Here is a 24,311-nt window from a genome sequence, read left to right as displayed (position 1 = left end):
CGGCGCAGCGCCACCGCCGGGCTGATCAGTCCCAGAACAGGATGGCCTCGCGCCCGCTCACCATCAGGTCCAGCCTGGCGCCGACCGGCAGCAGCACCTTGGTCGGCACATGACCGAACGGCAGTCCGGTCAGCACCGGGACCTGCAACTGACTGCGCAGCCAGTCGACCACGCTCTGCAGCTTGAAGCCCTTGTCATGCGGCACCAGCTGGTAGCGGTTGAACTGGCCCAGCAACACCGCCTTTTGCCGGCCCAGCACGCCCGCATGCAGCAGCTGGGTCAACATGCGCTCGATCCGGTAGGGATGCTCGGCCACGTCCTCCAGGAACAGGATGCCGCCCTCGATCTGCGGAAAATACGGCGTGCCCAGCATGGAAACCAGCACCGACAGGTTGCCGCCCCAGAGCTGGGCCTGCTCGACGCCCCAGCCCTCCTCGGCGTTGAGCGCGGGCTCGGCCCTCAGGTCGGACAGCGGCAGGCGCCAGCCCGTGCCCTCGCCCTGGCCGACCAGCAGGTCGTCGAAGCAGTCCTGCATGATCTCGTCGGGCTCTTCCGCCACGCCGAAGTCGGCCAGCAGCGCCGGTCCGGCCCAGGTCTGGCTGCTGGTCTGCGCCAGCAGCGCGAGCTGCAGCGCGGTGAAGTCGCTCAAGCCGACGAACTGGGTCCCGCGCTCGATCGCCTGCTGCAATTCGGCGTAGGGCAGGCGCGGCAGCAAGCGGGTCAGGCCGTAGCCGCCGCGCGAGATCAGCGCGACCTGTGCGCCGCTGGCGGCAGCGCGCGCAATCGCCGCCAGCCGGGTGTCGTCGTCGCCGGCAAAGCGCTGGTGGCTGCTGAGCGCATCGGGATCGATCTCGACCTCATGCCCGCGGGCCTGCAGGCGCTTGACGCCGCGACGGAAGGCGGCCTTGTCGCGCACCGCGCCGCTCGGAGAATAGATGTAGATATGGGCCATGGGCCGATTATCGGCGCTGGCCAGTTCCCTGGGATGGTTGGTCTGAAGGCTGGCGCCGTGGCCGGGCCTGGCCTGCTTGCTTCTGGCGCTGATTGCTGTCCGGCGGGCGTGGCAAGCCGGCATCCCAGCCCATGGCGCGCCAGGCCCGCGGTCCCGCCTGGTGGCCGGCATCGGGAAACGGCGCCTGTGCCAGCTCGGGCGTCCAGCCATCCAGGTCTGCGTTTTCGATTGCCAGCAACTGGCCGACCCGCTGCGGCGCGGCCTCGAGCAGCGCCCGCGCCAGCCGCTGCTGCCCCGGCGCGTAGGCGATGTTGAAGCTCGTCACGCCGCGCGAGTCGAGCCAGGCCTGCAGCCAGGCCAGATGCTGCCCGAGCTGGTGCCAGGCTGGCTTTTTCGGCTTGTCGCTCTGGCCGAAGCCGATCAGGTCGGGCAGCAGCACGCGCTGGCCGGCCTGCGCGCGCGACTGGACCCAGCTGGCCAGCTGCGGCCACCAGGCATCCGGTCCATGCAAGGCCAGCCATGGGCGCTCGGTCTGCCTGGGGCCGAGGTCCAGCGCATGCAGGCGCAGGCCTTGCAGCTCGGGCAGGCCCTGCTCGTAGCTCGCGGCCGGTTGCAGTTGCGGCCAGGCCTGCCAGGCCGGCGCGAAGCGCCGTTCGGGCGTGCGCAGCGCATCCTCGCGCAAGGGCCTTGCCGCCTGCCTGGCCTGTTGGCGCCGCCTGGCAAAGAAATCCTGCAGCAGCGCGCCGCATTCCTCGGCCAGCAAGCCGCCCAGCACCTCGGTCTGGTGATTCAGCTCGCGATAACCGAACAGGTCGAGCACCGAACCTGCCGCGCCGGTCTTGGGCTCGCGCGCGCCATAGACCACCCGCTTCAAGCGCGCATGCAGCATGGCCTGGGCGCACATGGCGCAGGGCTCGAGCGTGACATAGAGCTCGCAGTCCTCGAGCCGGTAGTTGCCCAGCTTGCCGGCGGCCTCGCGCAAGGCCAGCATCTCGGCATGAGCCGTCGGGTCGTGCAAGCCGATCGGCTGGTTGTGGCTGCAGGCCAGCAATTCGCCGCCAGCTCCAGCATCGGCTCCCTGGTTGGCGCGCACCAGCACGGCACCCACCGGCACCTCGCCCTGCTGTGCCGCGCGGCGTGCCGCCTCTAGCGCCAGTCGCATGAAGCCGAGGTCGCGCTCAAGGGCCTGGTCGACCGGCAGGACGGAGGCCGCCGGATCAGGGAGTGGCGGCAGAGGAGCGGGAGGCAGCGCAGGCATGGCATGGGCCTCGTCCAGACGAAGACGAGGAGGTAAGGGAGTGGGCGGATTATCCCATCGCTGCCCGTACCTGCCCTTTACTGCTCACTACTGCACATTCCTGCTCTTACCTGCAAATTGCCGACGCCTGTTGCCGATTGCCGCCGATCGCAGCGCCAGACTTGAGCGAAAATCCCCACCCCGACCTCCATGATTCACACACGACTCACCATGGCCAGCGCCCTGCCCAATCCCCTCACGCTCAAGTTGCCCGACGGCCATATCTTCGAGGATCTCAAGCTGCGCCGCTGCGACGATGCCGCGATCGACCTCGACATGGACCTGGTCAAGAAGGTCTGCCAGCTCAACGGTCTGGACTTCGACAAGGTGCTGGCCAATCCGGGGCCGGTGGTCAGCACCATACTGACCGTCTGGTACAAGAGCCATCTGGCCGAGGGCGGTGACCCCGATCCGGTCATGGAGGCCCTCAAGCAGGGTCACTGACTATTTCTTGACCCAGCCGCCCGGGCCCTGGACGTAGTTGCCGGGCTGGGTACGCTGCAAGGCCTCGCGCGCGAACACGGCGGCGGCATCGTTGACCGAGATGCCGTTGCGCGCGGCAATCTGCTCGAACTGGGCCGAGCGCTGGCGGTTGACCTGATCCAGCAGTTGGCGCACCTCGGGTGGCGCGTCGCTGCGCACCAGGCCCAGGTAGCCGTCGCGCTGTTCGCCCAGCCAGCCTTGCGACTTGGCGCCGGCCAGGTCGATCGCATGCGCTGTGCCGGCCAGCAGCGCGAAACCCAGGACGGCGGCCTTGAATGCTTGTTTCATGTGCTTGCTCGTTGTCATAGGGTCCATCGGGCGGGATCAGAACAGGCCCTTGTCGGACTGGAACATCTGCTGCACGTCCTTCTCGACCTTGAGCAGGATCTCATGCTTGATGTTGACGGTCATGTTGATCTCGATCGGCTTGTCGGGAGCCTGCAGCTTGACCGTGGGCGAACAGGCGCCCAGCCCCAAGGCGAGCCAGCCCAGCAGCCCGACGGCGATAAAACGTTGTGGCATCGATTCCTCCATGATCCAGCAGCGGGGGCTACGGATAATCCTTCCGCTACCTTACTCCAGATTGCCCTGCTGCAGCTGCTTCAGGATGTAAGCATCGAAGTCGCCCGACAACAAGGCGCCCTGGAACAAGCCCGGCAGGGCACCGTCGAGCTTGAGCTTGAAGGCGATCGGATGCCCGCTGTAGAACTCGGGATTGTGCCCGTCGAGCCGCAGGTCCAGCGCGTACTTGCCATCGGTGCGGTAGTCCAGTTCCAGGCCCAGCTGGCTGTAGCGGAAATCGCGCAGCGCCTGCAGGCCCGGGTTGTCGGCCACGGGAACCTGGCTGACATAGCGCAGCTGGCCGGGCTGCTGGCTCGATAGCCGGCCGCCGCTGATCTCGACCCCGTCCGGGCTCCGCACCAGCGGCAACTGGCCCGACAAGCGGCCATTGCCTGACAGCCCAGGCACATCGAGAATCTTCAACAGCTGCTCCAGGTCGATCTGGCTCACCGTGAGCGGTATCCGCCAGGCCATCGCTCCCGAACCGGCCGGCACTTCCAGCTCCACATCGGAGGTTGACAGCCTGCCGTCCAGCAGTCCGGCATCGAGGCGGTGCAGCTGCAAGCGATTGTCGGTCCAGCCGAGCTTGAGGCTGGCTGGCGACAGCGCCAGGCCGCCAGCCAGGCTGGCCGACTCGAGCCTGAGCGCCAGGCTGGCCGTGGAAGGGGTCATTCCCTCGAAGCTCAGCTCCAGGTCGAGGCCGCTGGCGAGCGCCTTGTCCCAGCCGATTTCGGCCCGCTTCATCTGCCATTGTCCCTTCACCACGGGCGAAATGGCCTTGCCGGGTCGCAGGCAGAGCTGGCCAGTCAGCCAGCCCGAGCCCTCGCCAGCCTTCAGGCGCAAGGGCTGCAGGCTTTTCGGACGTGGCTGCAGCAGGCGGTCGAGCGTGACCAAGGATCCCGCATAGTCGAGCCGGCCCTGGCCGCAGGCGCTCTGCAGCGCATAGTCGCCTGAGAGCCTGAGCAGCGGCTTGCCCTGCAGCTCGACCTGACCAGTGAGCGCCAGCTTGCCATCTTTCAGTGTCCACTGGGTCGCCAGAGCCGTGGCAGGCCAGTCAGGGTGCAGCTGGATCGCGGCAAGGCGCAACTGTCCGCCAGCCGAACGCAGCCTGCCATCCCTGGCCAGATCGAGCTGCAGGCGGTCGATCCTGAGCGGCAGGGGTTCCCTGCCCGGCAGCCGCAGCTCGAACGGCAGGCTGGACTTGTAGGCCCGCGGACCGGGTTCGATGCGCCAGGCCTGGCTCAAGGTGGAAGTCGCGACCCAGGCGGGTTGTCCTCCACCGCTGATCTTCCATTGCAATGTCGGCTGTAGGGTGGTCGACCATTCGATCCCCTGCTCGCCTGGCCGCAGCTGCAGCGAAGCCGGACCCTGCAGTTCGACCCGGACCTTGTCGCTCGCAGCCCCCCATTCCAGCCGGGCCTCTTCGGTCTGCAGTTGGGCGGCTAGCGATGTCCATTGGCCCAGATTAGCTCCGAGTTCCAGCTGGGCCTGCAGGCCCAGCTGGCCGGTGCCATGCGGCAGTTGGGCTGCGTGGAACAGCCAGCGCGAGAGTCTCCCTGCAAGCTCGAGCGGGAACTTCCCTCTCAAATCGATCGCGCCATTTTTTGTTTTCACTGCTTCGTTGGGTGCTCTTGTAATTGCGTAAGTTACATATATTTCGACAAGAGAATCCTGACCCGGCTTGTGAGGCCATTGCAGCTCGGCCATGACTGCCGGTCCGGGCCGCACGACCAGCTGCAGGGGCTGGCCATCGACTTGGGCCTGCAGAATCAGTCGGCCATCGCCCTGTTGCTGCAGCTGCAAGGACGTCTCGAGCTGCCGGCTCCTGCCAGGGCCGAGCTCGACCGAGGCCAGTAGGTGATCGATGCTGAGTTTAGACAGGGGCAGCGGGGACTCCAGCAGCCTGGGCCAAGGCCGTGGTTCGCTGTCGACACCGACGCGCCAGTGCAGCCGGGCCTGGCTGACTTGCACGCTGTCGACCTGGCGCTGGAAGAGCGAGAAATCGATCTGCACGCCTTGCAGCTCGAGCTCGATCCGGGATCCGCCCTGCCCTTGCTGGCTCAAGTGCAGTTGATCCAGCGTCATCCGGCCAGGTGCTATCGACCTCATGCGCACCGAATCGACATTCCAGCCGGCAATGGAGCGGCCTTGCAGCTGCTCCAGCATCCAGCCTGTGCGCCATGTCATCCAGGCCGCGAATCCCAAGACCAGCAGCACTATGCCGACGGCGCGCCAGCCGAAGCGGCGTGGCGATACCGGAGCATGACTCATCGGCGAGCCCCGGCCGCGGTCGCCAGCAAGGGTTCGATCTCAACCAGGTCGATCTGCTCTGGCTGCAGGAAACGCTCGGCATAGCGGCGGTAGACGCCCGAGCGCAGGAAGAGCTCGAACAGCTCGGCATCGATATGCTGGTCGCGCGTCATCGCGGCCATGATGGCCAGCGCCTCGGACAGCTTCTTGGCCTTCTTGTAGGGCCGGTCGGCGGCGGTCAATGCCTCGAAGATGTCGGCGATCGCCATCATGCGAGCGACCGGGCTCATCTCCTCGCGCCTGAGCCGGCGCGGATAGCCACGGCCGTCCATGGTCTCGTGATGCGCGCCGGCGAGCTCGGGGACCTGGCGCAGATGCTTGGGGAAAGGCAGTTGCGACAGCATCACGATGGTCTGCACGATGTGGTGATTGATCGCGTAGCGGTCCTCCTCGGTCAGCGTACCCCGGCCCACCGAGAGATTGTGCAGCTCGCCGCGGTCGAACTTGTACTCGGGCACCTGCAGCTTGAAGCCCCAGGGGTTGTCGTCGGGCAACAGATCGGCGCCGGCATGCGGCAGGCGATGCTCGGGCTTGTCGGCCAGCAAGGCCTCGGTGACGGGCAAGGGCTGGGCCGGCTGCCGGGCCTTGCGCGCCTTTTCATCCTGCGACAGGCCGATGCGGTCGTCGAGCGTGCGCTGCCAGGTGCGCGCAGCGATCGTCTTCAGGCGTTCCACCCGATCCGGGTCCATGTACTCGCCGCCCTCGTTGCAGGCCGCGACGAAGGCGAACTCCTCGTCGAGTTGCTCCCAGGCCTGGCGCAGCCCAGCCATTCCTGCCTCGCGGTCGGCCCCCTCGGCAACGGATTTCCAGTACGCGATCTCGGCGTCGCGCTTGAGTACCTCGAAGCGCATGCGGACCTCGTGCAGCCGGTCGTGCAGGGCTTCCAGCTTGGTCGCCTTGTCGACGACATACTCGGGCGTCGTCACCTTGCCGCAATCGTGCAGCCAGCTCGCGATCTGCACCGCCTCCCACTCCTGGGCATCGAGCGTGAAATCGCGGTAAGGGCCCTCCCGGACTTCGCAGGCGGCCTCGGCCAGCATCTGGGTGAGCTCGGGCACGCGCGCGCAATGGCCTCCGGTGTAGCGCGACCTGGCGTCGATCGCACCGGCGATCAGGCGGATGAAGGCGTCGAGCAGCTCCTTGCGCGCGGCCAGCAAGCGCCGGGTCTCGATCGCGACCGCGGCGGTGCCAGACAGCGTCTCGGCGAAGGCCAGCCTGGCCTTCGAGGGCGGTTCGGTGCCGCGCTGGAACAGGGCCAGCACGCCGACCTTCTCGCGCGCACGGTCGAGCAGGGGAATGGCCGTGAGCACGAAGGACTCCTCGGGCCAGAGCTCGCCGAGGAAGTCGAGCGCGCCGCCAGTGCCCGGCGCGATCGTCGCGACCACGGTGCTGCCGCTATCGAAGGCCTGCGCGATCGGTGAACTGGGCTCGAGCGCTGGCACAGGCAGCACGCTGCGGTTCTGGGCGCCACCGATCGGTGCCACGGCGGCAGATCGCAGCACGCCCTGCTCGTCGGGCAGGAAGGCGATGCCGCCGGCCGCACCCATCATCTTCGAGGTCTCGTTGACCACCCGGTCGAGCAGCCGCGACAAGTCGGGCTCGGCCGCGAGGGAAGCCGCAATGTCGAGAAAGTTGCGTATCGTGGCGCGCATCATGTCGACCGTGCGCGCGAGCTGCTCGATCTCGAGCACCGGCGACTCGCCTGCGGACGGCCCATCGAAGCTGAAGGCCTGGATATCGGCCGCCTGGCGCGTGATCCGGCGCAAGGAGTCCGAAACCTTGTGCGCGACCCAGGCGGTCAGCGGCACCATGATGGCCAACACCAGCAGCGTGGTGATCAGGCCCCAGTTCCTGATCTCGCGCGCGCGTTCGAGCAAGATGTCGAGCGGGATGCCAACCGCCAGCGACAGCGTGCTGCCCTGGGTCTCGACCGGCAAGACCACCGTCTTCCAGATCACGCCATGGGCGTCTATGTCGCGGCTGACCGGCGCCGCCGCCGGACCCACCGGCTGCAGCGCGGCCAGCGGCAGGCCGAACTGGTCGATCGTCGCCAGCTTCAACTGATCGCCTTCGCGCCTGACCAAGGTCTGGTTGACGAAGGCGCGCGCCAGCAAGTGGCGCTGGCTGTCGAACAAGGCGACGCGCATGACCGGCAGGGTGCGCAGGCCGGACAGCAGGTCGGACAAGGACTCGAGCGTCACATCGACACCGATCACGCTGCCAGCCGGCGAGCGAACCGAGACCGTCATTCCCGGCGCCTCGGTGGTGAAGAAAACATAGGGATCGCTCAGTACGCGCTGGCCGGGCGTGATGGCACGCTCGAACCAGGGGCGGCTGCGCGGATCGAGCGCGTACGGGACGCCAACCCGGCGCTCGAGCTCAAGCAGTGCATCGTCGAAAAACAGGTAGCTGACCTGCCGTCCGCCCCGCGCATCGGTTTCTATGCTTTGCACCAGCCAGCTGCTGGCCGGCGGTGCCGCGACGCGCTCGCGCTGAAAGGGGTCGAGCATCGGGCGCAGCAGGAAGAAGCTGCCGTCCTCGTAGCCAGCATAGACGGCCGCCAGGGGCGTTCGCCCGCTCAAGGCATGACGCAACAATGGCAGGGCCTGCAAGCGTTGCGACAGGTTGCGGGCCTGGGCCAGCGGATGCAGCGCGAGCAGCTCGGCCAGGCTGCCGGCCGGATCGAGCGTGGCATGCAGCTCGGACTGGGCCTGGCGCCCGACATGGATGAAGTTTTCCTCGGCGGCGGCGAGCGCGACGGCTCGCGACTCGGCGTAGCCACGCCAAGCCACCCCGAGACCGGCTGCGAGCACCAAGGTCGAGAACAGCACCGACAGCAGCACCTGCAACGGATAGCGCCGGTGCTTGATGACAGACCCCTTGTCCACTTGCAAGCCCTCCCCCGCCGCTGGTGCGACGGTCCTGGGGACAGTGTAGTACAGGTGATAACGCGGGTTCGAGAGAGCTTGCTCGAACCGATTCGACAAGGGCTGGGCGGCAAGGCGAGAGCCCGGTCTGTCAAGCGACGACGCAGCCATGACTGCCGAGCTCAAGAGGCCATGGCGACAGTTGGCCGGGTATTCGGTAAAGTCACCGCATGGCACCCACCGTATTCCGCGAAGGCCAGTTGCGCGAGGCGCTCGAGCTTACCGAAACCCACCTGACGGAGATCACCCATGCCTGGAACCGCCATTTCGGCACCTGAGGTCACACACGTCTCGAAGCACGGTCTCTGGCTGCTGCGCGGCGACGAAGAACTGTTCCTTCCATTCGAGCAATTCCCCTGGTTTCGTCAGGCAACCATCGAGCAGATCACCCAAGTCGAGGCCCCAGGCCCGGATCACCTCTACTGGCCCGATCTCGACATCGACCTGGCCGTCGAATCGATCCGCCATCCAGAGGCCTTCCCGCTGATCAGCCACGGCTGACGCACAACCCGCACGTCCAAACGCAGGTACAGACGAAAAAAAGCCCCTGAAATTAGGGGCTTGGAAGAGTTTTTTGCTAGATCCTGCCAGGCATTGCCTGACAGTTGATCATTCCCACTCGATGGTCGCCGGCGGCTTGGAGCTGACGTCGTAGGTGACGCGGTTGATGCCGCGCACTTCGTTGATGATGCGGCCCGAGACCCGCTTGAGCAGGCTGTAGGGCAGCTCGGCCCAGTCGGCGGTCATGAAGTCGCTGGTGCAGACCGCGCGCAGCGCCACGACATAGTCGTAGGTGCGGCCGTCGCCCATCACGCCGACGCTCTTGACCGGCAGGAAGACGGTGAAGGCCTGGCTGGTCAGGTCGTACCAGCTCTTGCCGCTGACCGGATCGATATGGCTGCGCAGCTCCTCGATGAAGATCGCGTCGGCGCGCTGCAGCAGCTTGGCGTACTCGGGCTTGACCTCGCCCAGGATGCGCACGCCCAGGCCCGGACCCGGGAAGGGGTGGCGGTACACCATGTCGTGCGGCAGGCCGAGCGCCACGCCGAGCTCGCGCACCTCGTCCTTGAACAGGTCGCGCAGCGGCTCGAGCAGCTTCAAGCCCAGCTGCTCCGGCAGGCCGCCGACGTTGTGGTGGCTCTTGATCGTGACGGCCTTCTTGCTCTTGGCGCCGCCCGATTCGATCACGTCGGGGTAGATCGTGCCCTGGGCCAGGAAGGTCGCTCCCTTGGCGCCGTTGCCGGCGGCCTTCAGCTTGGCGGCCTCGGCCTTGAAGACGTCGACGAACAGGCCGCCGATGATCTTGCGCTTGGCCTCCGGATCGGTGACGCCGGCGAGCTGGCCGAGGAAGAGTTCGCTGGCATCGACGCGGATCACCTTGGCGTGCAGCTTGCCCTCGAACATGTCCATCACCATGTCGCCTTCGTTCAGGCGCAGCAGGCCGTGGTCGACGAAGACGCAGGTCAGCTGGTCGCCGATGGCGCGGTGGATCAGCGCAGCCGCCACCGACGAATCGACGCCGCCCGACAGGCCCAGGATGACTTCCTCGTCGCCGACCTGCTCGCGGATCTTCTGCACCGCTTCCTCGATATGGTCGCGCATGACCCAGTCAGGACGGGTGGCGCAGATCTCGAGCACGAAGCGCTCGAGCATCTCGCGGCCCTTGACGGTGTGCGTGACCTCGGGGTGGAACTGCACCGCGTAGAAGCCGCGTGCCTCGTCGGCCATGCCGGCGATCGGGCAACTCGGGGTGCTGGCCATGAGCTTGAAGCCGGGCGGCAGCTCGGTGACCTTGTCGCCGTGGCTCATCCAGACCTTGAGCATGCCGTGGCCTTCGGGCGTGGTGAAGTCGGCGATGTCCTTGAGCAGCGCGGTGTGGCCATGGGCGCGCACCTCGGCGTAGCCAAACTCGCGCTGGTGGCCGCTTTCGACCTTGCCGCCGAGCTGCTGGGCCATGGTCTGCATGCCGTAGCAGATGCCGAGCACCGGCACGCCGAGCTCGAACACGGCCTGCGGTGCCGCATCGGTCGACTCCTCGTAGACGCTGGCATGGCTGCCCGACAGGATCACGCCCTTGAGCTGGCCGTCGGCGGCGTATTCGCGCACCCACTCGTCGCTCACGTCGCAGGGATGGACTTCGCAGTAGACATGGGCCTCGCGCACGCGGCGCGCGATCAGCTGGGTGACCTGGGAGCCGAAGTCGAGGATGAGGATTTTCTGGTGTTGCATGGCTCTATCTGAAGTCGATGCAGGAAAACGAAAAGGCCGTCCAGACTGGACGGCCCCCTGGGGCCAGTTCAGTAGCCCGTATCAGTCGGCGCGGTAGTTCGGCGCTTCCTTGGTGATCTGCACATCGTGCACATGGCTCTCGCGGATGCCGGCCGAGGTGATCTCGACGAACTCGGCCTTGTCGTGCATCTCGGCGATGGTGGCGCAACCGCAGTAGCCCATCGAGGCACGGATGCCGCCGGCCATCTGGAAGATGATCGACACCACCGAGCCCTTGTAGGGCACGCGGCCTTCGATGCCTTCGGGCACCAGCTTGTCGGCGTTCGGGTTGCCGGTGCTCGACTCCTGGAAGTAGCGGTCGGCGCTGCCCTGCTGCATGGCACCGATCGAGCCCATGCCGCGGTAGCTCTTGTAGCTGCGGCCCTGGAACAGCACGATCTCGCCCGGCGCCTCTTCGGTGCCAGCGAACATGCCGCCCATCATGACGCAGTTGGCGCCGGCCGCCAGGGCCTTGGCGATGTCGCCCGAGTAGCGAATGCCGCCGTCGCCGATCAGCGGCACGCCGGTGCCCTTGAGCGCGGTCGCGACGCTGTCGATCGCCATGATCTGCGGCACGCCGACGCCAGCGACGATGCGGGTGGTGCAGATCGAGCCCGGGCCGATGCCGACCTTGACGCCGTCGGCGCCGGCCTCGACCAGCGCCAGGGCCGCGGCACCGGTGGCGATGTTGCCGCCGATGACCTGGACCTGCGGGTAGTTCTGCTTGACCCAGCGCACGCGGTCGATCACGCCCTTGCTGTGACCGTGCGCGGTGTCGACGACGATGGCGTCAACACCGGCCTTGACCAGCAGCTCGACGCGCTCCTCGGTACCGGCACCGACGCCGACCGCAGCGCCAACGCGCAGGCGACCGGCGGCATCGCGTGCGGCGTTCGGGAAGTTGAGCTGCTTGGTGATGTCCTTGACCGTGATCAGGCCCTTGAGCTCGAAGCTGTCGTTGACCACCAGCAGGCGCTCGAGCTTGTGCTTGTTGAGCAGCGCCTTGGCGGCCTCGGGCGTGGTGCCATCGGGCACGGTGATCAGGCGATGCTGGGGCGTCATGATCTCGCGCACCGGCAGGTCGTAGCGGGTCTCGAAGCGCAGGTCGCGCCCGGTGACGATGCCGACCACCTTGCCGCCATCGACCACCGGGAAGCCGGACACGCCGAGCTCTTCCGACAGCTGCATGACCTGGTAGATCGTGGTGTCCGGGGTGATGACGACCGGGTCGCGCAGCAGGCCCGACTCGTAGCGCTTGACCTTGGCCACCTGGGCCGCCTGTTCCTGGGCGGTCAGGTTCTTGTGCACGATGCCGATGCCGCCTTCCTGGGCGATGGCAATGGCCAGGCGCGCTTCGGTGACGGTGTCCATGGCAGCGGACACGAGAGGCAGGTTGAGGGTGATGTCCCGCGTGAACTGGGTCGCGAGCGAAGTGTCCTTGGGCAGGACCTGGGAGTAGGCCGGCACCAGCAACACGTCGTCGAAGGTGAGGGCTTTACCGAGTAGGCGCATGTGTAAGGCTCCAAAAGCGCTATTGTACTGGCGCTTGACTGTACCATCCGGACATGGCCAAGCCGAGGGGGGACAAGATGGGAAAATTTTCTTCGCCGACAGGGGCAAATCACAGGGCGGCAGCGACGCGGCCGCGCATCAGCGGCTGGCTGCTGGGCAGCTGCTGCTGGCTCGCGGCAGGGCTGGCGCAAGCCGATGGCGGCAACTGGCGCTGGCTCGACAGCCAGGGACGCCAGGTCTTCAGCGACCTGCCGCCACCGGTCTCGGTGCCAGAGCCGCGCATCCTGCAGCGGCCCGGACCGGATCTGCCAGCCCCCGCGCCCGCGCCGGGCTCGACCGCCGCTGGCGGCAGCCCGCGCGCCAGTGCCGCGAACCCGGAACAGGGCCAGGCGGCCAACAGCGCCGCCGAGCCGCCGCTCTACCAGCGCAACGCCGCCGCGCTGCGCGAGAATTGCCGCCGCGCCAGGTCCACGCTCGCGACGCTGGCCTCGGGCCTGCGGCTCTACCGCCTGGACGACAAGGGCGAGCAGGTGCTGATGGACGACGCGATGCGGGAGCAGGAAACCCGGCAGGCCAGGCAGGCCGAGCGCGACAACTGCGAGCCGCCGGCGAACAAGCCCGAAGCGAGCGCTCGATAGCGCTCAATAGCCCGACTTGGCGCCCGGGCGGCGCTGCGCGAACAGGCCGGCGGTCTTGGCGCCCTGGGAGCGGAAGCGCTCGCGCCGGGCCACCTTGGGATCGACGCGCAGGTCGCGCCAGAACTCGACCCGGTCGGCCTCGCGCAGCGGGGTCGCGCGCGCGGCCTTGCGGCCCCAGATGCCGCAGGCGATGGCCTCGTCGGACGCGAGTTCGGGGTGCTGCCGCAGCCAGCCGCTGCGCTGCAAGGCATGATCCAGGGTGCTGCCGGGCGGCAGTTCGAGCTCGCACTCGAGCACCTCGCGTGCTGCCGGCGCATAGACCAGGGTGACCTTCATGCCTCAGGTCTCGCCATAGACCTGGTCGGCCCGCTTGACGAAGGCATCGACCAGGCTGCCGGCGATCTTGTCAAACACCGGACCGACCAGCGACTCGAGCGTGCGGTTCGAGAAGGCATAGTTGAGGGTGAACAGGATCTTGCAGGCCTTCTGCTCCGGGCCACCGAGGGGAATGAACTCCCAGGTGCCTTCGAGGTGGGAGAACGGCCCGTCGACCAGCTCGAGCTTGATGCTGCGGCCCTCGACCTGGGTGTTGCGGGTCGTGAAGCTCTTCTTCAGGCCGCTGATCGACATGCCGACCCGGGCGACCACGACCGAGCCCTGCTGCTCGAGCAGGGCACCTTCGTTGCACCAGGGCAGGAAATCGGGATAACGGGGGACATCGGCTACCAGCGCGAACATTTCGGGCGCGCTGTGCCAGAGTAAGACAGTTTTGTGGATGCTTTTCATACAATCGCCGATCGCCCCGGGATTGTATTGGCCCGGGGCCTCCCCATTTGATCAGCATGGCCACCAACAAGAAATCCACCGCCGCGCGCGACACGCGCATCGCCGACAACAAGAAGGCGATCTTCAACTATCACATCGAGGAGCGTTACGAATGCGGCATGGTGCTCGAGGGCTGGGAGGTCAAGGCCCTGCGCGAGGGCAAGGTCCAGCTGACCGACGGCTATGTGCTGATCCGCGAGGGCGAGCTGTTCCTGATCGGCTGCCAGGTCAATCCGCTGCGCGGTGTCTCGCCCTTCGTGCGCGCCGACAGCGCGCGCATCAAGAAGCTGCTGCTGCACCGCGAGGAGATCAGGCGCCTGATCGGCAAGGTCGAGCAGAAGGGCTACACCCTGGTGCCGCTCAACCTGCACTGGAAAAACGGCCGCGTCAAGTGCGAGATCGCGCTGGCCAAGGGCAAGGCCGAGCACGACAAGCGCGACACGATCAAGGAACGCGAGGGCAAGCGCGAGGTCGAGCGCGCGATGAAGAACCGCAACCGCTGAAGCCGGGCCGCTGGCGACTGCCAGCCGGCGATCTCAGGCCGGCTCGCGGGCCAGCGAACCATCAGCCGGCCGGATGCGGGAGTGGCTGCGAGCTCGGCTGCGATAGGCCAGCCATTCATTGGCCAGCAAGGCCCCGAGCACCAGCGCCCCGCCCTGCAGCGTGCGCGGCGGCGGCAGCTCATTGGCACCGAGCCAGGCCAGGACGATGCCGAACAGCACCTCGAGCAGGGCCAGCAAGGAGATCTCGGGCGCGCTGAGCGAACGCGCGCAGACGACGGACAGCAAGCAGGGCAGCGCCAACTGCCCGAAGCCTAGACCGGCCAGCCAGGCCAGGTCAGGCCCACTCGCCTGCAGCGGCCAGGCCAGCGGCAGGGTCAGCAGGGCCGACAGGACAGCGCCGACCAGCACCGCCGGCGCCAGGTCGGGCGGATTGCCGCGCTGCTGGTTGCGCTGCACCAGGGTCCAGTTGATCGCGCCCGACAGCGGGACTCCGGCAGCCACCAGGATGCCGGTCCAGCCGCCCGATTCGATCTGTCCGCCATAGATCCAGCCTATGCCCAGGCCGGCGAGCAGGATTGCGCCCCAGGTGCGCGCCGGCAGGCGATGACCGAGCCCGAGCCAGGCGATCAGCGCCGTCAGCAGCGGACCGAGCGCGAGCGTGATCAGCACATTGGCCACGCTGGTCAGCGTGAGCGCCAGCATGAAGCAGGTGAACATGGCAGCCCAGCAGGTGCCCGAGACCCATAGCAAGGCCCCGGACTGCCACATGCGGGCCCAGACGCCCCGCCCCTGCCAGAGCGGCAGCAGCAGGAACAGCGACAGCGCGGTGAACGCGCTGCGCCAGAAGGTCAGCTCGAAGCTGCGCGCCGATTCGAGCTGGCGCGCCACGACGCCGGCCGTGCTCCAGAGCAGCGTGACCAGCACCATCAGCGCGACAGCCTGGCCGTGGCGCAGCTTCATGACCCCGCCTTAGGCGTTTTCGCGCGAAGCGCGCTTGCGGTCGTGTTCCTTCAGGAATCGCTTGCGCACGCGGATCGACTTCGGGGTGATCTCGACCAGCTCGTCGTCGTCGATGAAGTCGACGCCGTATTCCAGCGTCAGGTCGATCGGCGGCGTGATCTTGACCGCATCTTCCTTGCCCGAGACGCGGAAGTTGGTCAGCTGCTTGGTACGGGTCGCGTTGACGATCAGGTCGTTGTCGCGGCTGTGGATGCCGATGATCATGCCTTCGTAGACCGGGTCGCCGGCCTTGACGAACATGCGGCCACGGTCGTCGAGCTTGCCCAGCGCATAGGTGAAGATCTCGCCGTCGTCCATCGAGATCAGCACGCCGTTCTTGCGGCCACCGATGTCGCCCTTGTGCGGCTCATAGCCGTCGAAGATCGAGGCGATCAGGCCCGAACCGCGGGTCAGGTTCAGGAACTCGTTGCTGAAGCCGATCAGGCCACGCGCCGGGATGCGGTACTCGAGGCGCACGCGGCCACGGCCGTCCGGCTCCATGTTGACCATCTCGCCCTTGCGCAGGCCGAGCGCCTGCATCACGCCGCCCTGGTGCTCTTCCTCGACGTCGGCGGTCACGAGCTCCATCGGCTCGCACTTGACGCCGTCGATGTCCTTGAACATCACGCGCGGCTTGGAGACGGCCAGCTCGTAGCCTTCGCGGCGCATGTTCTCGAGCAGGATGGTCAGGTGCAGTTCACCGCGGCCGCAGACCTCGAAGATGCCGTCCTCGGCGGTCTCGCTCACGCGCAGCGCGACGTTGTGCTGCAGTTCCTTCTGCAGGCGGTCCCAGATCTGGCGGCTGGTGACGAACTTGCCTTCACGACCGGCCAGCGGGCTGGTATTGACGCAGAAGTTCATCGTCAGCGTCGGCTCGTCGACCTTGAGCATCGGCAGCGGTGCCGGCGCGGTCGGGTCGGTCACGGTGACGCCGATGTTGATGTCCTCGATGCCGTTGATCAGCACGATGTTGCCCGGGCCGGCCTCTGCCGTCTGCATGCGGTCCAGGCCCTGGAAGGTCAGCACCTGGTTGATGCGGCCCTTGATGCGCTTGCCGTCCTCGCCTTCGCAGACCAGCACGTCCATGCCGGGCTTGATGGTGCCCTGGCTGATGCGGCCGACGCCGATGCGACCGACGAAGGTCGAGAAGTCGAGCGCCGAGATCTGCAGCTGCAGCGGAGCGGCCGGGTCACCCTTCTGGGCCGGCACATGCTTGAGGATGGTGTTGAACAGGGCCGACATGTCGGGGCCCCACTGCTCGCCCGGAGCGCCCTCTTCCAGCGAGGTCCAGCCGTTGATGCCCGAGGCATAGACGACGGGGAAGTCGAGCTGCTCGTCGGTGGCGCCGAGCTTGTCGAACAGGTCGAAGGCGGCGTTGATGACCTTGTCGGGGTTGGCGCCCGGCTTGTCGACCTTGTTGACGACGACGATGGGCTTCAAGCCCAGCGCGAGCGCCTTCTTGGTCACGAAGCGGGTCTGCGGCATCGGGCCTTCCTGGGCGTCGATCAGCAGCACGACGCCGTCGACCATGGACAGCGCGCGCTCGACCTCGCCACCGAAGTCCGCGTGGCCGGGGGTGTCGACGATGTTGATGTGGGTGCCTTCCCAGCTGACCGCGCAGTTCTTGGCCAGGATGGTGATGCCGCGCTCGCGTTCGATGGCGTTGTTGTCCATCACGGTGTCGACGACCTTCTCGTGCTCGGCGAAGGTGCCGGACTGACGCAGCAGCTGGTCAACCATGGTGGTCTTGCCATGGTCGACGTGGGCGATGATGGCGATATTGCGAATCGGGGTGCTCATGAGTGGCTCTCCAGGATTTGTTGAATTTCGATAGGGCTCAACAGACGCCCCGGTATCAGTTCGCCGGCCTCGACATGGGCGGTGCCCAGCAAGGCGGCAGGATGGTCGGCATGGACGGCGACCTGCGCGCCATCGGCCCAGGGGCCGCGGCGGCGCATGCCGCTGAGGAATCGGCCGGCATTGTGCTCGTCGAGCGTGACACGCGCATGGCGGGCCAGCAGGGTCTCGACCGGCAGCAGCACGCCCAGGCGTTCGCTGTCGGGCAAGGCCTCGATGGCTTCGATGGAAATGCACTGCGAAAGTTCAAATTCGCCAGTGCGGGTACGGCGCAGGGCCGACAGATGGGCACCGCAGCCCAGCGCCTGGCCGATGTCCTCGGCCAGGGTGCGGACATAGGTGCCCTTGCTGCACAGCACCTGCAGCTCGAGCTCGACCGTTGCAGGGTCGGACTCGGGCAACAGGCGCAGCGACAACTCGCGGATCGTGACCGCGCGCGGCGCGCGCTCGACCTCGATGCCGGCGCGGGCGTACTCGTAGAGCGCCTTGCCGTCCTTTTTCAGCGCGCTGTACATCGGCGGCAGCTGGCTGATCGGACCCGTGAAACGGGCCACGACGGCCTGCAGCCGCTCGGGCGTCAGCGCCGACCGGTCGACCTCGGCGGTCGAGGTGATCTCGCCTTCGAGGTCGCCGGTGCTGGTGGTGGCGCCCAGGCGCAGCACGGCCCGATAGCCCTTGTCGGCATCGAGATGCAACTGGCTGAACTTGGTCGCCGCGCCGAAGCACAGCGGCAGCACGCCGGTGGCGAGCGGGTCGAGGGTGCCGGTATGACCCGCCTTCTCGGCCCGCAGCAGCCACTTGACCTTCTGCAAGGCCTGGTTGCTGGAGAGACCGATGGGCTTGTCGAGCAGCACCACCCCGTGCACGGGGCGACGCTGCACCCGTGCGCGAGGTGCGGTCGTCATCTCAGTCCTCGTCCTTGGAACGGGAAGCGACCGCCTTGGCGATCAAGGCGCTCATGTCGGCCGCACGCTCGGAGGTGCGGTCGAAGTGGAAATGCAGCGTCGGCACGGTGTGGATGTGCAGGCGCTTGAACAGGCCGTTGCGCAGGAAACCGGCGGCCTGGTTCAAGGCCGCCTCGGTGTCCTGCGGATTGCCTGTCAGCAGGCTGAACCAGACCTTGGCATGGGCGTAGTCAGGCGTGACTTCCACCGCCTGCAACGTGATCATGCCCAGGCGTGGGTCCTTGAGCTCGCGGATCAGCTCGGTCAGATCACGCTGGATCTGATCGGCCACCTTGAAGCTGCGGTTGGAGGGCGATTTCTTGGCCGGCATCGTTCAGGCTCAGAGGGTACGAGCGATTTCCTTGATCTCGAAGACCTCAAGGATGTCGCCTTCCTTGATGTCGTTGTAGTTCTTGAGCTTGATGCCGCACTCGAAGCCTTCCTTGACTTCCTTGACGTCGTCCTTCATGCGCTTGAGGGACTCGAACTCGCCGGTGTAGACCACCACGTTGTCGCGCAGCAGGCGGAAATGCGCGCTGCGGGTGACATGGCCGTGGGTGACCATACAGCCCGCGATGGTGCCGATCTTGGTCGCGACGATCACGTTGCGGATCTCGGCGGTACCAATGATCTCCTCGCGCTTCTCCGGAGCCAGCATGCCCGACATCGCGGCCTTCAACTCATCGACGGCGTCGTAGATGATGTTGTAGTAGTGGATCTGGACATCGTTGCCTTCGGCCAGCTTGCGTGCACCGACATCGGCGCGCACGTTGAAGCCGATCACCATTGCCTTGGAGGCGATCGCCAGGTTGATGTCCGACTCGCTGATGCCGCCGACGCCAGCGTAGACCAGCTGGACGCGGATCTCGTCGGTCGAGAGCTTGAGCAGCGAGGCGGCCAGCGCTTCCTGCGAGCCCTGGACATCGGACTTGATGATGATGGGCAGGGTCTGGACCTCGCCGGCCGACATCTCGGAGAAGATGTTCTCCATCTTGGCGGCCTGCTGGCGGGCCAGCTTGGTGTTGCGGAACTTGCCGGCGCGGTAGGTCGCGATCTCACGGGCACGGCGCTCGTCGAGCATGACCATGAAGTCGTCGCCAGCCTGCGGCACTTCGGCCAGGCCCTGGATCTCGACCGGAATCGACGGACCGGCTTCCTTTGCCGGCTTGCCGTTCTCGTCGAGCATGGCGCGCACGCGGCCCGAGGTCTGGCCAGCCAGCACCACGTCGCCGACCTTGAGCGTGCCGGACTGCACCAGCACGGTCGCGACCGCGCCCTTGCCCTTGTCGAGGCGGGCTTCGATCACCAGGCCCTTGGCATTGGCTGCCACCGGGGCCTTGAGCTCCAGGATCTCGGCCTGCAGCAGCACCTGCTCGAGCAGGGCGTCGATGCCTTCGCCGGTCTTGGCCGACACGCCCACGAAAGGCACGTCGCCGCCGAATTCCTCGGGAACGACTTCCTCGGACACCAGCTCGGAGCGCACGCGCTCGAGGTTGATGCCGGGCTTGTCGATCTTGGTCAGCGCCACGACCATCGGCACGTTGGCCGCCTTCGCGTGCTTGATGGCTTCCTTGGTCTGAGGCATGACGCCGTCGTCGGCCGCGCAGACCAGGATCACGATGTCGGTCGCCTGGGCACCGCGGGCACGCATGGCCGTGAAGGCCTCGTGACCCGGGGTGTCGAGGAAGGACACCATGCCGCGCGGGGTTTCCACGTGGTAGGCACCGATGTGCTGGGTGATGCCGCCGGCTTCGCCGGACGCCACCTTGGTACGACGGATGTAGTCGAGCAGCGAGGTCTTGCCGTGGTCGACGTGACCCATGACGGTCACGACCGGGGCGCGCGGCAGCAGCTCGGCGGTGACGGCCACGTCCTCGTCGGTGAAGGCTTCCGGATCGTCCAGCGCCGCCACGACGGCCTTGTGACCCAGTTCCTCCACCAGGATCATCGCGGTGTCCTGGTCCAGCGGCTGGTTGATGGTCGCCATCTGGCCCAGCTTCATGAGCTGCTTGATGACCTCGGACGACTTCAGGCTCATCTTGTGGGCCAGCTCCGCGACCGTGATGGTCTCGGGCACATGGACCTCGAGCACCTTGGCTTCGACCACCGGCGCGTAGGAAGCACCGGCGTGACGGTCGTCACCGCGACCACCGCGGCGACCGCCCCCCTTGGGACCGGCGCGCCAGTTGCTGCCGCCCGGACGGCCGGCACCGGTATCGCCGCGGGTCTTGATTTCCTTCTTCTTGCTCGCGTCGTCCTTCCAGGTGGAGGACAGGTTCTCGGACTTGACTTCGCGCTTGCCGCCACCGGCTCCAGGCGCTGCAGCCGGAGCCTGGCCTGGCTTGGCAGCACCCGCCGCGGGCTTGCTCAGCGTGCCCTTGGCAGCGGCCGGAGCCGCAGCCGGCTTGGGCTCCTCGGGCTTCTTGGCGACCAGCACCTTCTTGGGCGCGGACATCATGGCGCGGATCGCCTCGGCCTCGGCCAGCGCCTTGCGGCGGCGGTCTTCCAAGTCCTTGGCGCGATCGGCCTCGGCCTTCTTGGCCTCGTCCTGCTTGGCCTTGGCTTCGGCCTCTGCCTTGGCCTTGGCCGCAGCGATCTGGGCCGCATGCTCGGCGCGCTCGGCGGCCAGCTTGGCCTGGGCTTCCTGCTCGGCGGCCGTGCGGGCAGCGACTTGCTGCAGGTACTCGGCTTCGCGGCGCGCAGCGGCCTCCTCGGCCTCGCGCTTGCGGGCCGCGGTTTCCTCGGCTTCGCGCTTGGCCTCGGCCTGTTCTTCGTCCTTGGCGCGTTGCTGGCGTTGCTGGGCCAGCTCGGCCTCCTGGCGCTCGATCGACTCGGCCTGGCGGCGGGCTTCCTCCTCGCGACGCACCAGCTCTTCGGTCTGGGTCGCGCTGGCATCGCCTTCTGCCGGCTCGTCATCGCGCTTGATGAAGGTGCGCTTCTTGCGCACCTCGACCTGGATGGTGCGGGCGCGACCGGTGGCATCGGCCTGCTTGATCTCGCTGGTCGACTTCTTGGTCAGGGTGATCTTCTTGCGCTCGCCAGTGGCGGTGCCATGGGCGGCCTGCAGGTAGCCCAGCAGCTTTTGCTTGTCGGTCTCGGTCAGCATGTCGTTGCCGGCACGCTTGTGGACGCCTGCGCTGGACAGCTGCTCGAGCAGCACGGAAGTGGGTTTACCGAGTTCGGCGGCGAATTCTGCGACGGTATTGCTAGACATATGAATTAATTACTCCGTAAGGCCTCCGCGATCAGGACTGGCTTGCAGCCGAGTCACCCGAGAACCAGTGTTCGCGGGCTTTCATGATCAGCGCCGTGGCCTCGGCGGGCGTCTGGCCTGTGATTTCGCACAATTCGTCCGTGGCCAGGTCGGCCAACTCGTCCCGGGTGTGCACACCCGCACCGGCGAGCTGGGCAATCAGCTCAACGGTCAGGCCTTCGAGTTCGCGCAGGTCCTGCGAGGCGTCGTCGACGCTTTCCTCGCGCGCAATCTCCATCGTCAGCAGGGCGGCCTTGGCACGGGCGCGCAGCTCGTTGACGGTGTCCTCGTCGAAGGATTCGATCTCGAGCATCTCCTGCAGCGGCACATAGGCCACTTCCTCGAGGCTGCCGAAGCCTTCCTCGATCAGGATGTCGGCCAGGTCCTGGTCGACGTCGAGCTTTTCCATGAACAGAGCGCGGATCGACTGGGATTCGGCGGCCTGCTTCTGCGCCGACTCGTCGGCGGTCATGATGTTGATCTTCCAGCCGGTCAGGTCGGACGCCAGGCGCACGTTCTGGCCGCCGCGGCCGATCGCGATCGCGAGGTTTTCCTCGTCGACCACCACGTCCATGCCGCCGCGCTCCTCGTCGACCACGATCGACTGCACGTTGGCCGGCGCCAGCGCGCCGATGACGAACTGGGCCGGGTCCTCGCTCCAGAGCACGATGTCGACGCGCTCGCCGGCGAGCTCGTTGGTCACGCCGTTGACGCGCGAGCCGCGCACGCCGACGCAGGTGCCGATCGGGTCGATGCGCTTGTCGTGCGAGACGACGGCGATCTTGGCGCGCGAGCCCGGGTCACGGGCGCATTTCTTGATCTCGAGCAGACCCTGCTCGATCTCGGGCACTTCCTGGCGGAACAGCTCGATCATGAACTCGGGCGCTGCGCGCGACAGCAGGATCGGGGCGCCGCGCAGGGTCAGGTCGACTTCCATGATCATGGCGCGCACGCGGTCGCCGGAGCGGAAGTTCTCCTTCGGGATCATCTCGCTGCGCTTCAAGCGGCCTTCGACGCGGCCGCTCTCGACGATCACGTCGCCCTTGTCCAGGCGCTTGACGGTACCGACGAAGATCTTGTCGCCACGGCTCATGAAGTCGTTGAGCAGCATCTCGCGCTCGGCATCACGGATGCGCTGCAGGATGACTTGCTTGGCGGCCATGGCGCCGATGCGGCCGATCGGCACGCTCTCGATCGACTTCTCGATGAAGTCGCCGACCTGGATGCCAGGATTCTCGTCGGCCACGTCGGAGATCAGCTCCTCGGCTTCCGGGTTCTGCAGTCCGGCCTCGTCGGGCACGACCAGCCAGCGGCGGAAGGTTTCGTAGGCGCCGCTGTCGGGATCGATCGCGACACGAATATCGACCTCGCCCTTGTAGAGCTTCTTGGTGGCCGAAGCCAGCGCGGTCTCGACGGCGCCCAGCACCAGGTCGCGCTCCACATTCTTCTCGCGCGAGATCGCATCGATCAACATCAACATTTCGCGATTCATATCACTCGCCTGCCTTTCCGTACTCTGCAGCTGTATTGTTCAAATCTGTATCGGCCGCCGGAGTTGCGTTGCGGCCCTTGAAGCTCACGATCGGTGCCAGGCGCGCCTCGCGGATCTCCTCGAGCGTGAAGCCCAGCACCTGGACCGGCAGCGGCTTGGCCTTCTTGCTGATGCGCGCACCCGGCTTGCGCTCGGGGGCATCGCTCCAGACAATCTGCCAGCCTTCGCCACTTTCGGGACGCTCGAGCGTGCCGCGGAACTTCTTGCGGTTGGCCGCGATCGTGGTGCCGGTCACGCCGATCGCTTCCTTGAGCGTGATGTCGACTTCCTGGCCGGCAAAGCGGATGAAGTCGTTCTCGTTGCGCAGCGGGCGATCGATGCCGGGCGAGCCGACCTCGAGCCGCTTGTAGTCGACGTTCTCGACCTCGAGCAGATACTGGAGCTGGCGCGTGACCTTCTCGCAGTCCTCGACGGTGACGAACTGCTCGATCCCGGCCTGCGTCGGGTCCCATGGCAGGTCGATGGTCACGCGCAACAAACCGCCTGCGGACCGCTCCAGATCCACCAAGTCATACCCCAAACCCGTGACGGTTTGCTCTACGGTCTGTTGCCAACTCATCGATATCTTGCCGCTTCAAAACAGTCCCAAAAAGGGACAGCCAAAAAAAAAGGGCCGGTGTTACCCGCCCATCTGGTCGTGAAGCCAGTGTTCAGCATGAATGCATGACTGAAAACCGACTTCGCTAGTATATACCGAGAAGCAAGCGCAAGCAAGTACCTATCCAGCCAATCCCGGGCCAATCAAACACCCGCCGAAACGGCAGGCCGTCACGACAGTGAAAAATACCGACCCCATCCCAAATACCCCTGAAACAGGGGATACAATGGCGGCTTAGTCGGAGCGTAGCGCAGCCTGGTAGCGCATCTGCTTTGGGAGCAGAGGGTCGCGAGTTCGAATCCCGCCGCTCCGACCACCCTACAAAAGGCCCACATGTTGGGCCTTTGTTTCGTCAGGCGCACTGCCCGTAGCTCAACTGGATAGAGCAGCTGCCTTCTAAGCAGCAGGTCGGGGGTTCTTATAACAGGTTGCTGTAGTTGCACATTTACGGTAACCTCGTGTCTCTTTTATGCGACGGTAGCTCAGTTGGATAGAGCAGCGGCCTTCTAAGCCGCAGGCCACTGGTTCGAACCCAGTCCGTCGCGCATTCTCCCAGTAGCAGCCCCCGACCATAAGTCTTCGTCGAAGCGCGAGCACATGATGGCGACAGCCAAGTTCAGCAGTACTAGGTGCCTCTAGGCTGTGCTTGAAGCAGTTGCACATTTGCCGTAGCTCGCAAACCAGGCGTGCATGCGCTCCACCAGCGGTAGCGCCCCAACCGTTCGTGGCTCTCCACTCCCCTGTAGGCGATACGCGCCTGAATCCTGCGCCGCTTAAAGGCCCCCACAGGGCAATCGCATTTACCCCCTTAGCGGCTTTGTTGTATTAATCA

21 protein-coding genes and 2 tRNA genes are annotated in these 24,311 nt (G+C 66.4%); 6 read left to right on the top strand and 17 right to left on the bottom strand.

The genetic code is table 11. The features are described 5' to 3' along the window. Positions 1-25: 25 nt before the first annotated feature. Both C6P64_RS10720 and tadA read right to left on the bottom strand, forming a co-directional pair. Positions 26-952, bottom strand: coding sequence for an LD-carboxypeptidase (locus C6P64_RS10720; RefSeq protein ID WP_105748559.1), 927 nt, complete (start codon positions 950-952; stop codon positions 26-28). 7 nt (positions 953-959) lie between these two features. Continuing rightward, the gene (gene tadA, locus C6P64_RS18760) at positions 960-2,210 is read right to left on the bottom strand and encodes a tRNA adenosine(34) deaminase TadA (RefSeq protein WP_342747531.1); all 1,251 of its coding nucleotides are present in this window, start codon (positions 2,208-2,210) and stop codon (positions 960-962) included. A 210-nt stretch (positions 2,211-2,420) separates the two neighbouring features. Here tadA and C6P64_RS10710 point away from each other — a divergent pair, with 210 nt between their 5' ends. Then, positions 2,421-2,693, top strand: coding sequence for a hypothetical protein (locus C6P64_RS10710; protein WP_105748558.1), 273 nt, complete (start codon positions 2,421-2,423; stop codon positions 2,691-2,693). Here the strand turns inward: C6P64_RS10710 and C6P64_RS10705 are convergent, their stop codons facing one another. Genes C6P64_RS10705 through C6P64_RS10690 form a run of 4 tightly spaced genes read right to left on the bottom strand, consistent with a single transcriptional unit; the run spans position 2,694 to position 8,491 of the window. After that, on the bottom strand, positions 2,694-3,020 hold the full coding sequence (locus C6P64_RS10705; protein WP_170073083.1) for a YdbL family probable chaperone protein: 327 nt from the start codon (positions 3,018-3,020) through the stop codon (positions 2,694-2,696). Between the two features lie 36 nt (positions 3,021-3,056). Beyond that, positions 3,057-3,254, bottom strand: coding sequence for a YnbE family lipoprotein (locus C6P64_RS10700; RefSeq protein WP_105748616.1), 198 nt, complete (start codon positions 3,252-3,254; stop codon positions 3,057-3,059). Positions 3,255-3,305: 51 nt separating this feature from the next. Then, positions 3,306-5,564 (bottom strand): intermembrane phospholipid transport protein YdbH family protein, encoded by a 2,259-nt coding sequence (locus C6P64_RS10695; protein ID WP_105748556.1) that lies wholly within the window; start codon positions 5,562-5,564, stop codon positions 3,306-3,308. Further along, positions 5,561-8,491 (bottom strand): HD domain-containing phosphohydrolase, encoded by a 2,931-nt coding sequence (locus C6P64_RS10690; RefSeq protein ID WP_170073082.1) that lies wholly within the window; start codon positions 8,489-8,491, stop codon positions 5,561-5,563. The genes C6P64_RS10695 and C6P64_RS10690 overlap by 4 nt, the downstream gene beginning before the upstream one ends. A 288-nt stretch (positions 8,492-8,779) precedes the next feature. Here C6P64_RS10690 and C6P64_RS10685 point away from each other — a divergent pair, with 288 nt between their 5' ends. Next, complete coding sequence (locus C6P64_RS10685; RefSeq protein ID WP_105748554.1) at positions 8,780-9,031, top strand: DUF2442 domain-containing protein; 252 nt, start codon at positions 8,780-8,782, stop codon at positions 9,029-9,031. A 108-nt stretch (positions 9,032-9,139) separates the two neighbouring features. Here C6P64_RS10685 and guaA read toward each other — a convergent pair whose 3' ends face one another. Continuing rightward, a complete protein-coding gene (guaA, locus tag C6P64_RS10680; RefSeq protein ID WP_105748553.1) occupies positions 9,140-10,759 on the bottom strand; it encodes a glutamine-hydrolyzing GMP synthase in 1,620 nt (539 codons plus the stop codon). An 81-nt stretch (positions 10,760-10,840) separates the two neighbouring features. After that, positions 10,841-12,310 carry an IMP dehydrogenase gene (gene guaB, locus C6P64_RS10675; protein ID WP_105748552.1) on the bottom strand — a complete coding sequence of 490 codons (1,470 nt, stop codon included), beginning with the start codon at positions 12,308-12,310 and terminating at the stop codon, positions 10,841-10,843. Positions 12,311-12,387: 77 nt separating this feature from the next. Between guaB and C6P64_RS10670 the strand changes: the two genes are divergently transcribed. Continuing rightward, positions 12,388-12,948: a DUF4124 domain-containing protein gene (locus tag C6P64_RS10670; RefSeq protein WP_170073081.1), complete on the top strand. Its 561-nt coding sequence runs from the start codon at positions 12,388-12,390 to the stop codon at positions 12,946-12,948. Positions 12,949-12,951: 3 nt separating this feature from the next. Here the strand turns inward: C6P64_RS10670 and C6P64_RS10665 are convergent, their stop codons facing one another. After that, positions 12,952-13,284, bottom strand: a complete 333-nt coding sequence (locus tag C6P64_RS10665; RefSeq protein ID WP_105748550.1) for an RnfH family protein — start codon at positions 13,282-13,284, stop codon at positions 12,952-12,954. Between the two features lie 3 nt (positions 13,285-13,287). Then, positions 13,288-13,734: a type II toxin-antitoxin system RatA family toxin gene (locus C6P64_RS10660; protein ID WP_105748549.1), complete on the bottom strand. Its 447-nt coding sequence runs from the start codon at positions 13,732-13,734 to the stop codon at positions 13,288-13,290. Between the two features lie 56 nt (positions 13,735-13,790). On the opposite strand from C6P64_RS10660, the gene smpB reads away from it, so the two are divergent. Next, complete coding sequence (gene smpB / locus C6P64_RS10655; protein WP_105748615.1) at positions 13,791-14,276, top strand: SsrA-binding protein SmpB; 486 nt, start codon at positions 13,791-13,793, stop codon at positions 14,274-14,276. Positions 14,277-14,309: 33 nt separating this feature from the next. On the opposite strand, the gene C6P64_RS10650 is transcribed toward smpB, so the two are convergent. From C6P64_RS10650 to rimP, 7 genes are read right to left on the bottom strand one after another with little or no spacing between them, the layout of a single operon-like run. Next, positions 14,310-15,236, bottom strand: coding sequence for a DMT family transporter (locus tag C6P64_RS10650; protein ID WP_105748548.1), 927 nt, complete (start codon positions 15,234-15,236; stop codon positions 14,310-14,312). Positions 15,237-15,245: 9 nt separating this feature from the next. Next, positions 15,246-17,075, bottom strand: coding sequence for a translational GTPase TypA (gene typA, locus C6P64_RS10645; RefSeq protein ID WP_105748547.1), 1,830 nt, complete (start codon positions 17,073-17,075; stop codon positions 15,246-15,248). Next, on the bottom strand, positions 17,072-18,037 hold the full coding sequence (gene truB, locus C6P64_RS10640; protein WP_105748546.1) for a tRNA pseudouridine(55) synthase TruB: 966 nt from the start codon (positions 18,035-18,037) through the stop codon (positions 17,072-17,074). Before truB ends, typA begins: the two co-directional genes overlap by 4 nt. A gap of 1 nt (position 18,038) precedes the next feature. Beyond that, a complete protein-coding gene (rbfA, locus tag C6P64_RS10635) occupies positions 18,039-18,407 on the bottom strand; it encodes a 30S ribosome-binding factor RbfA (protein ID WP_105748545.1) in 369 nt (122 codons plus the stop codon). A gap of 9 nt (positions 18,408-18,416) precedes the next feature. Next, positions 18,417-21,290, bottom strand: a complete 2,874-nt coding sequence (gene infB / locus C6P64_RS10630; protein ID WP_105748544.1) for a translation initiation factor IF-2 — start codon at positions 21,288-21,290, stop codon at positions 18,417-18,419. 31 nt (positions 21,291-21,321) lie between these two features. Beyond that, on the bottom strand, positions 21,322-22,821 hold the full coding sequence (nusA, locus tag C6P64_RS10625) for a transcription termination factor NusA (protein ID WP_105748543.1): 1,500 nt from the start codon (positions 22,819-22,821) through the stop codon (positions 21,322-21,324). 1 nt (position 22,822) lies between these two features. Next, positions 22,823-23,440 carry a ribosome maturation factor RimP gene (gene rimP / locus C6P64_RS10620; protein ID WP_105748542.1) on the bottom strand — a complete coding sequence of 206 codons (618 nt, stop codon included), beginning with the start codon at positions 23,438-23,440 and terminating at the stop codon, positions 22,823-22,825. 278 nt (positions 23,441-23,718) lie between these two features. Between rimP and C6P64_RS10615 the strand changes: the two genes are divergently transcribed. Further along, positions 23,719-23,795 (top strand) — tRNA-Pro (locus C6P64_RS10615). Positions 23,796-23,950: 155 nt separating this feature from the next. Continuing rightward, positions 23,951-24,024, top strand: a tRNA-Arg gene (locus tag C6P64_RS10610). Positions 24,025-24,311 lie beyond the last annotated feature (287 nt).

It is taken from the genome of Malikia granosa, assembly GCF_002980595.1.
Lineage (GTDB): Bacteria > Pseudomonadota > Gammaproteobacteria > Burkholderiales > Burkholderiaceae_C > Malikia > Malikia granosa.
The sequence above is the reverse complement of the archived record's forward strand: the minus strand, read 5'-3'. Positions and strand labels throughout refer to the sequence as shown.

Excerpts from the sequence above, each read along its gene's own strand:
- C6P64_RS10720 (WP_105748559.1), bottom strand. The coding sequence starts at position 952 with ATGGCCCATATCTACATCTATTCTCCGAGCGGCGCGGTGCGCGACAAG.
- tadA (WP_342747531.1), bottom strand. The coding sequence starts at position 2,210 with ATGCCTGCGCTGCCTCCCGCTCCTCTGCCGCCACTCCCTGATCCGGCG.
- C6P64_RS10710 (WP_105748558.1), top strand. The coding sequence starts at position 2,421 with ATGGCCAGCGCCCTGCCCAATCCCCTCACGCTCAAGTTGCCCGACGGC.
- C6P64_RS10705 (WP_170073083.1), bottom strand. The coding sequence starts at position 3,020 with ATGAAACAAGCATTCAAGGCCGCCGTCCTGGGTTTCGCGCTGCTGGCC.
- C6P64_RS10700 (WP_105748616.1), bottom strand. The coding sequence starts at position 3,254 with ATGCCACAACGTTTTATCGCCGTCGGGCTGCTGGGCTGGCTCGCCTTG.
- C6P64_RS10695 (WP_105748556.1), bottom strand. The coding sequence starts at position 5,564 with ATGAGTCATGCTCCGGTATCGCCACGCCGCTTCGGCTGGCGCGCCGTC.
- C6P64_RS10685 (WP_105748554.1), top strand. The coding sequence starts at position 8,780 with ATGCCTGGAACCGCCATTTCGGCACCTGAGGTCACACACGTCTCGAAG.
- guaA (WP_105748553.1), bottom strand. The coding sequence starts at position 10,759 with ATGCAACACCAGAAAATCCTCATCCTCGACTTCGGCTCCCAGGTCACC.
- guaB (WP_105748552.1), bottom strand. The coding sequence starts at position 12,310 with ATGCGCCTACTCGGTAAAGCCCTCACCTTCGACGACGTGTTGCTGGTG.
- C6P64_RS10670 (WP_170073081.1), top strand. The coding sequence starts at position 12,388 with ATGGGAAAATTTTCTTCGCCGACAGGGGCAAATCACAGGGCGGCAGCG.
- C6P64_RS10665 (WP_105748550.1), bottom strand. The coding sequence starts at position 13,284 with ATGAAGGTCACCCTGGTCTATGCGCCGGCAGCACGCGAGGTGCTCGAG.
- C6P64_RS10660 (WP_105748549.1), bottom strand. The coding sequence starts at position 13,734 with ATGAAAAGCATCCACAAAACTGTCTTACTCTGGCACAGCGCGCCCGAA.
- smpB (WP_105748615.1), top strand. The coding sequence starts at position 13,791 with ATGGCCACCAACAAGAAATCCACCGCCGCGCGCGACACGCGCATCGCC.
- C6P64_RS10650 (WP_105748548.1), bottom strand. The coding sequence starts at position 15,236 with ATGAAGCTGCGCCACGGCCAGGCTGTCGCGCTGATGGTGCTGGTCACG.
- typA (WP_105748547.1), bottom strand. The coding sequence starts at position 17,075 with ATGAGCACCCCGATTCGCAATATCGCCATCATCGCCCACGTCGACCAT.
- truB (WP_105748546.1), bottom strand. The coding sequence starts at position 18,037 with ATGACGACCGCACCTCGCGCACGGGTGCAGCGTCGCCCCGTGCACGGG.
- rbfA (WP_105748545.1), bottom strand. The coding sequence starts at position 18,407 with ATGCCGGCCAAGAAATCGCCCTCCAACCGCAGCTTCAAGGTGGCCGAT.
- infB (WP_105748544.1), bottom strand. The coding sequence starts at position 21,290 with ATGTCTAGCAATACCGTCGCAGAATTCGCCGCCGAACTCGGTAAACCC.
- nusA (WP_105748543.1), bottom strand. The coding sequence starts at position 22,821 with ATGAATCGCGAAATGTTGATGTTGATCGATGCGATCTCGCGCGAGAAG.
- rimP (WP_105748542.1), bottom strand. The coding sequence starts at position 23,440 with ATGAGTTGGCAACAGACCGTAGAGCAAACCGTCACGGGTTTGGGGTAT.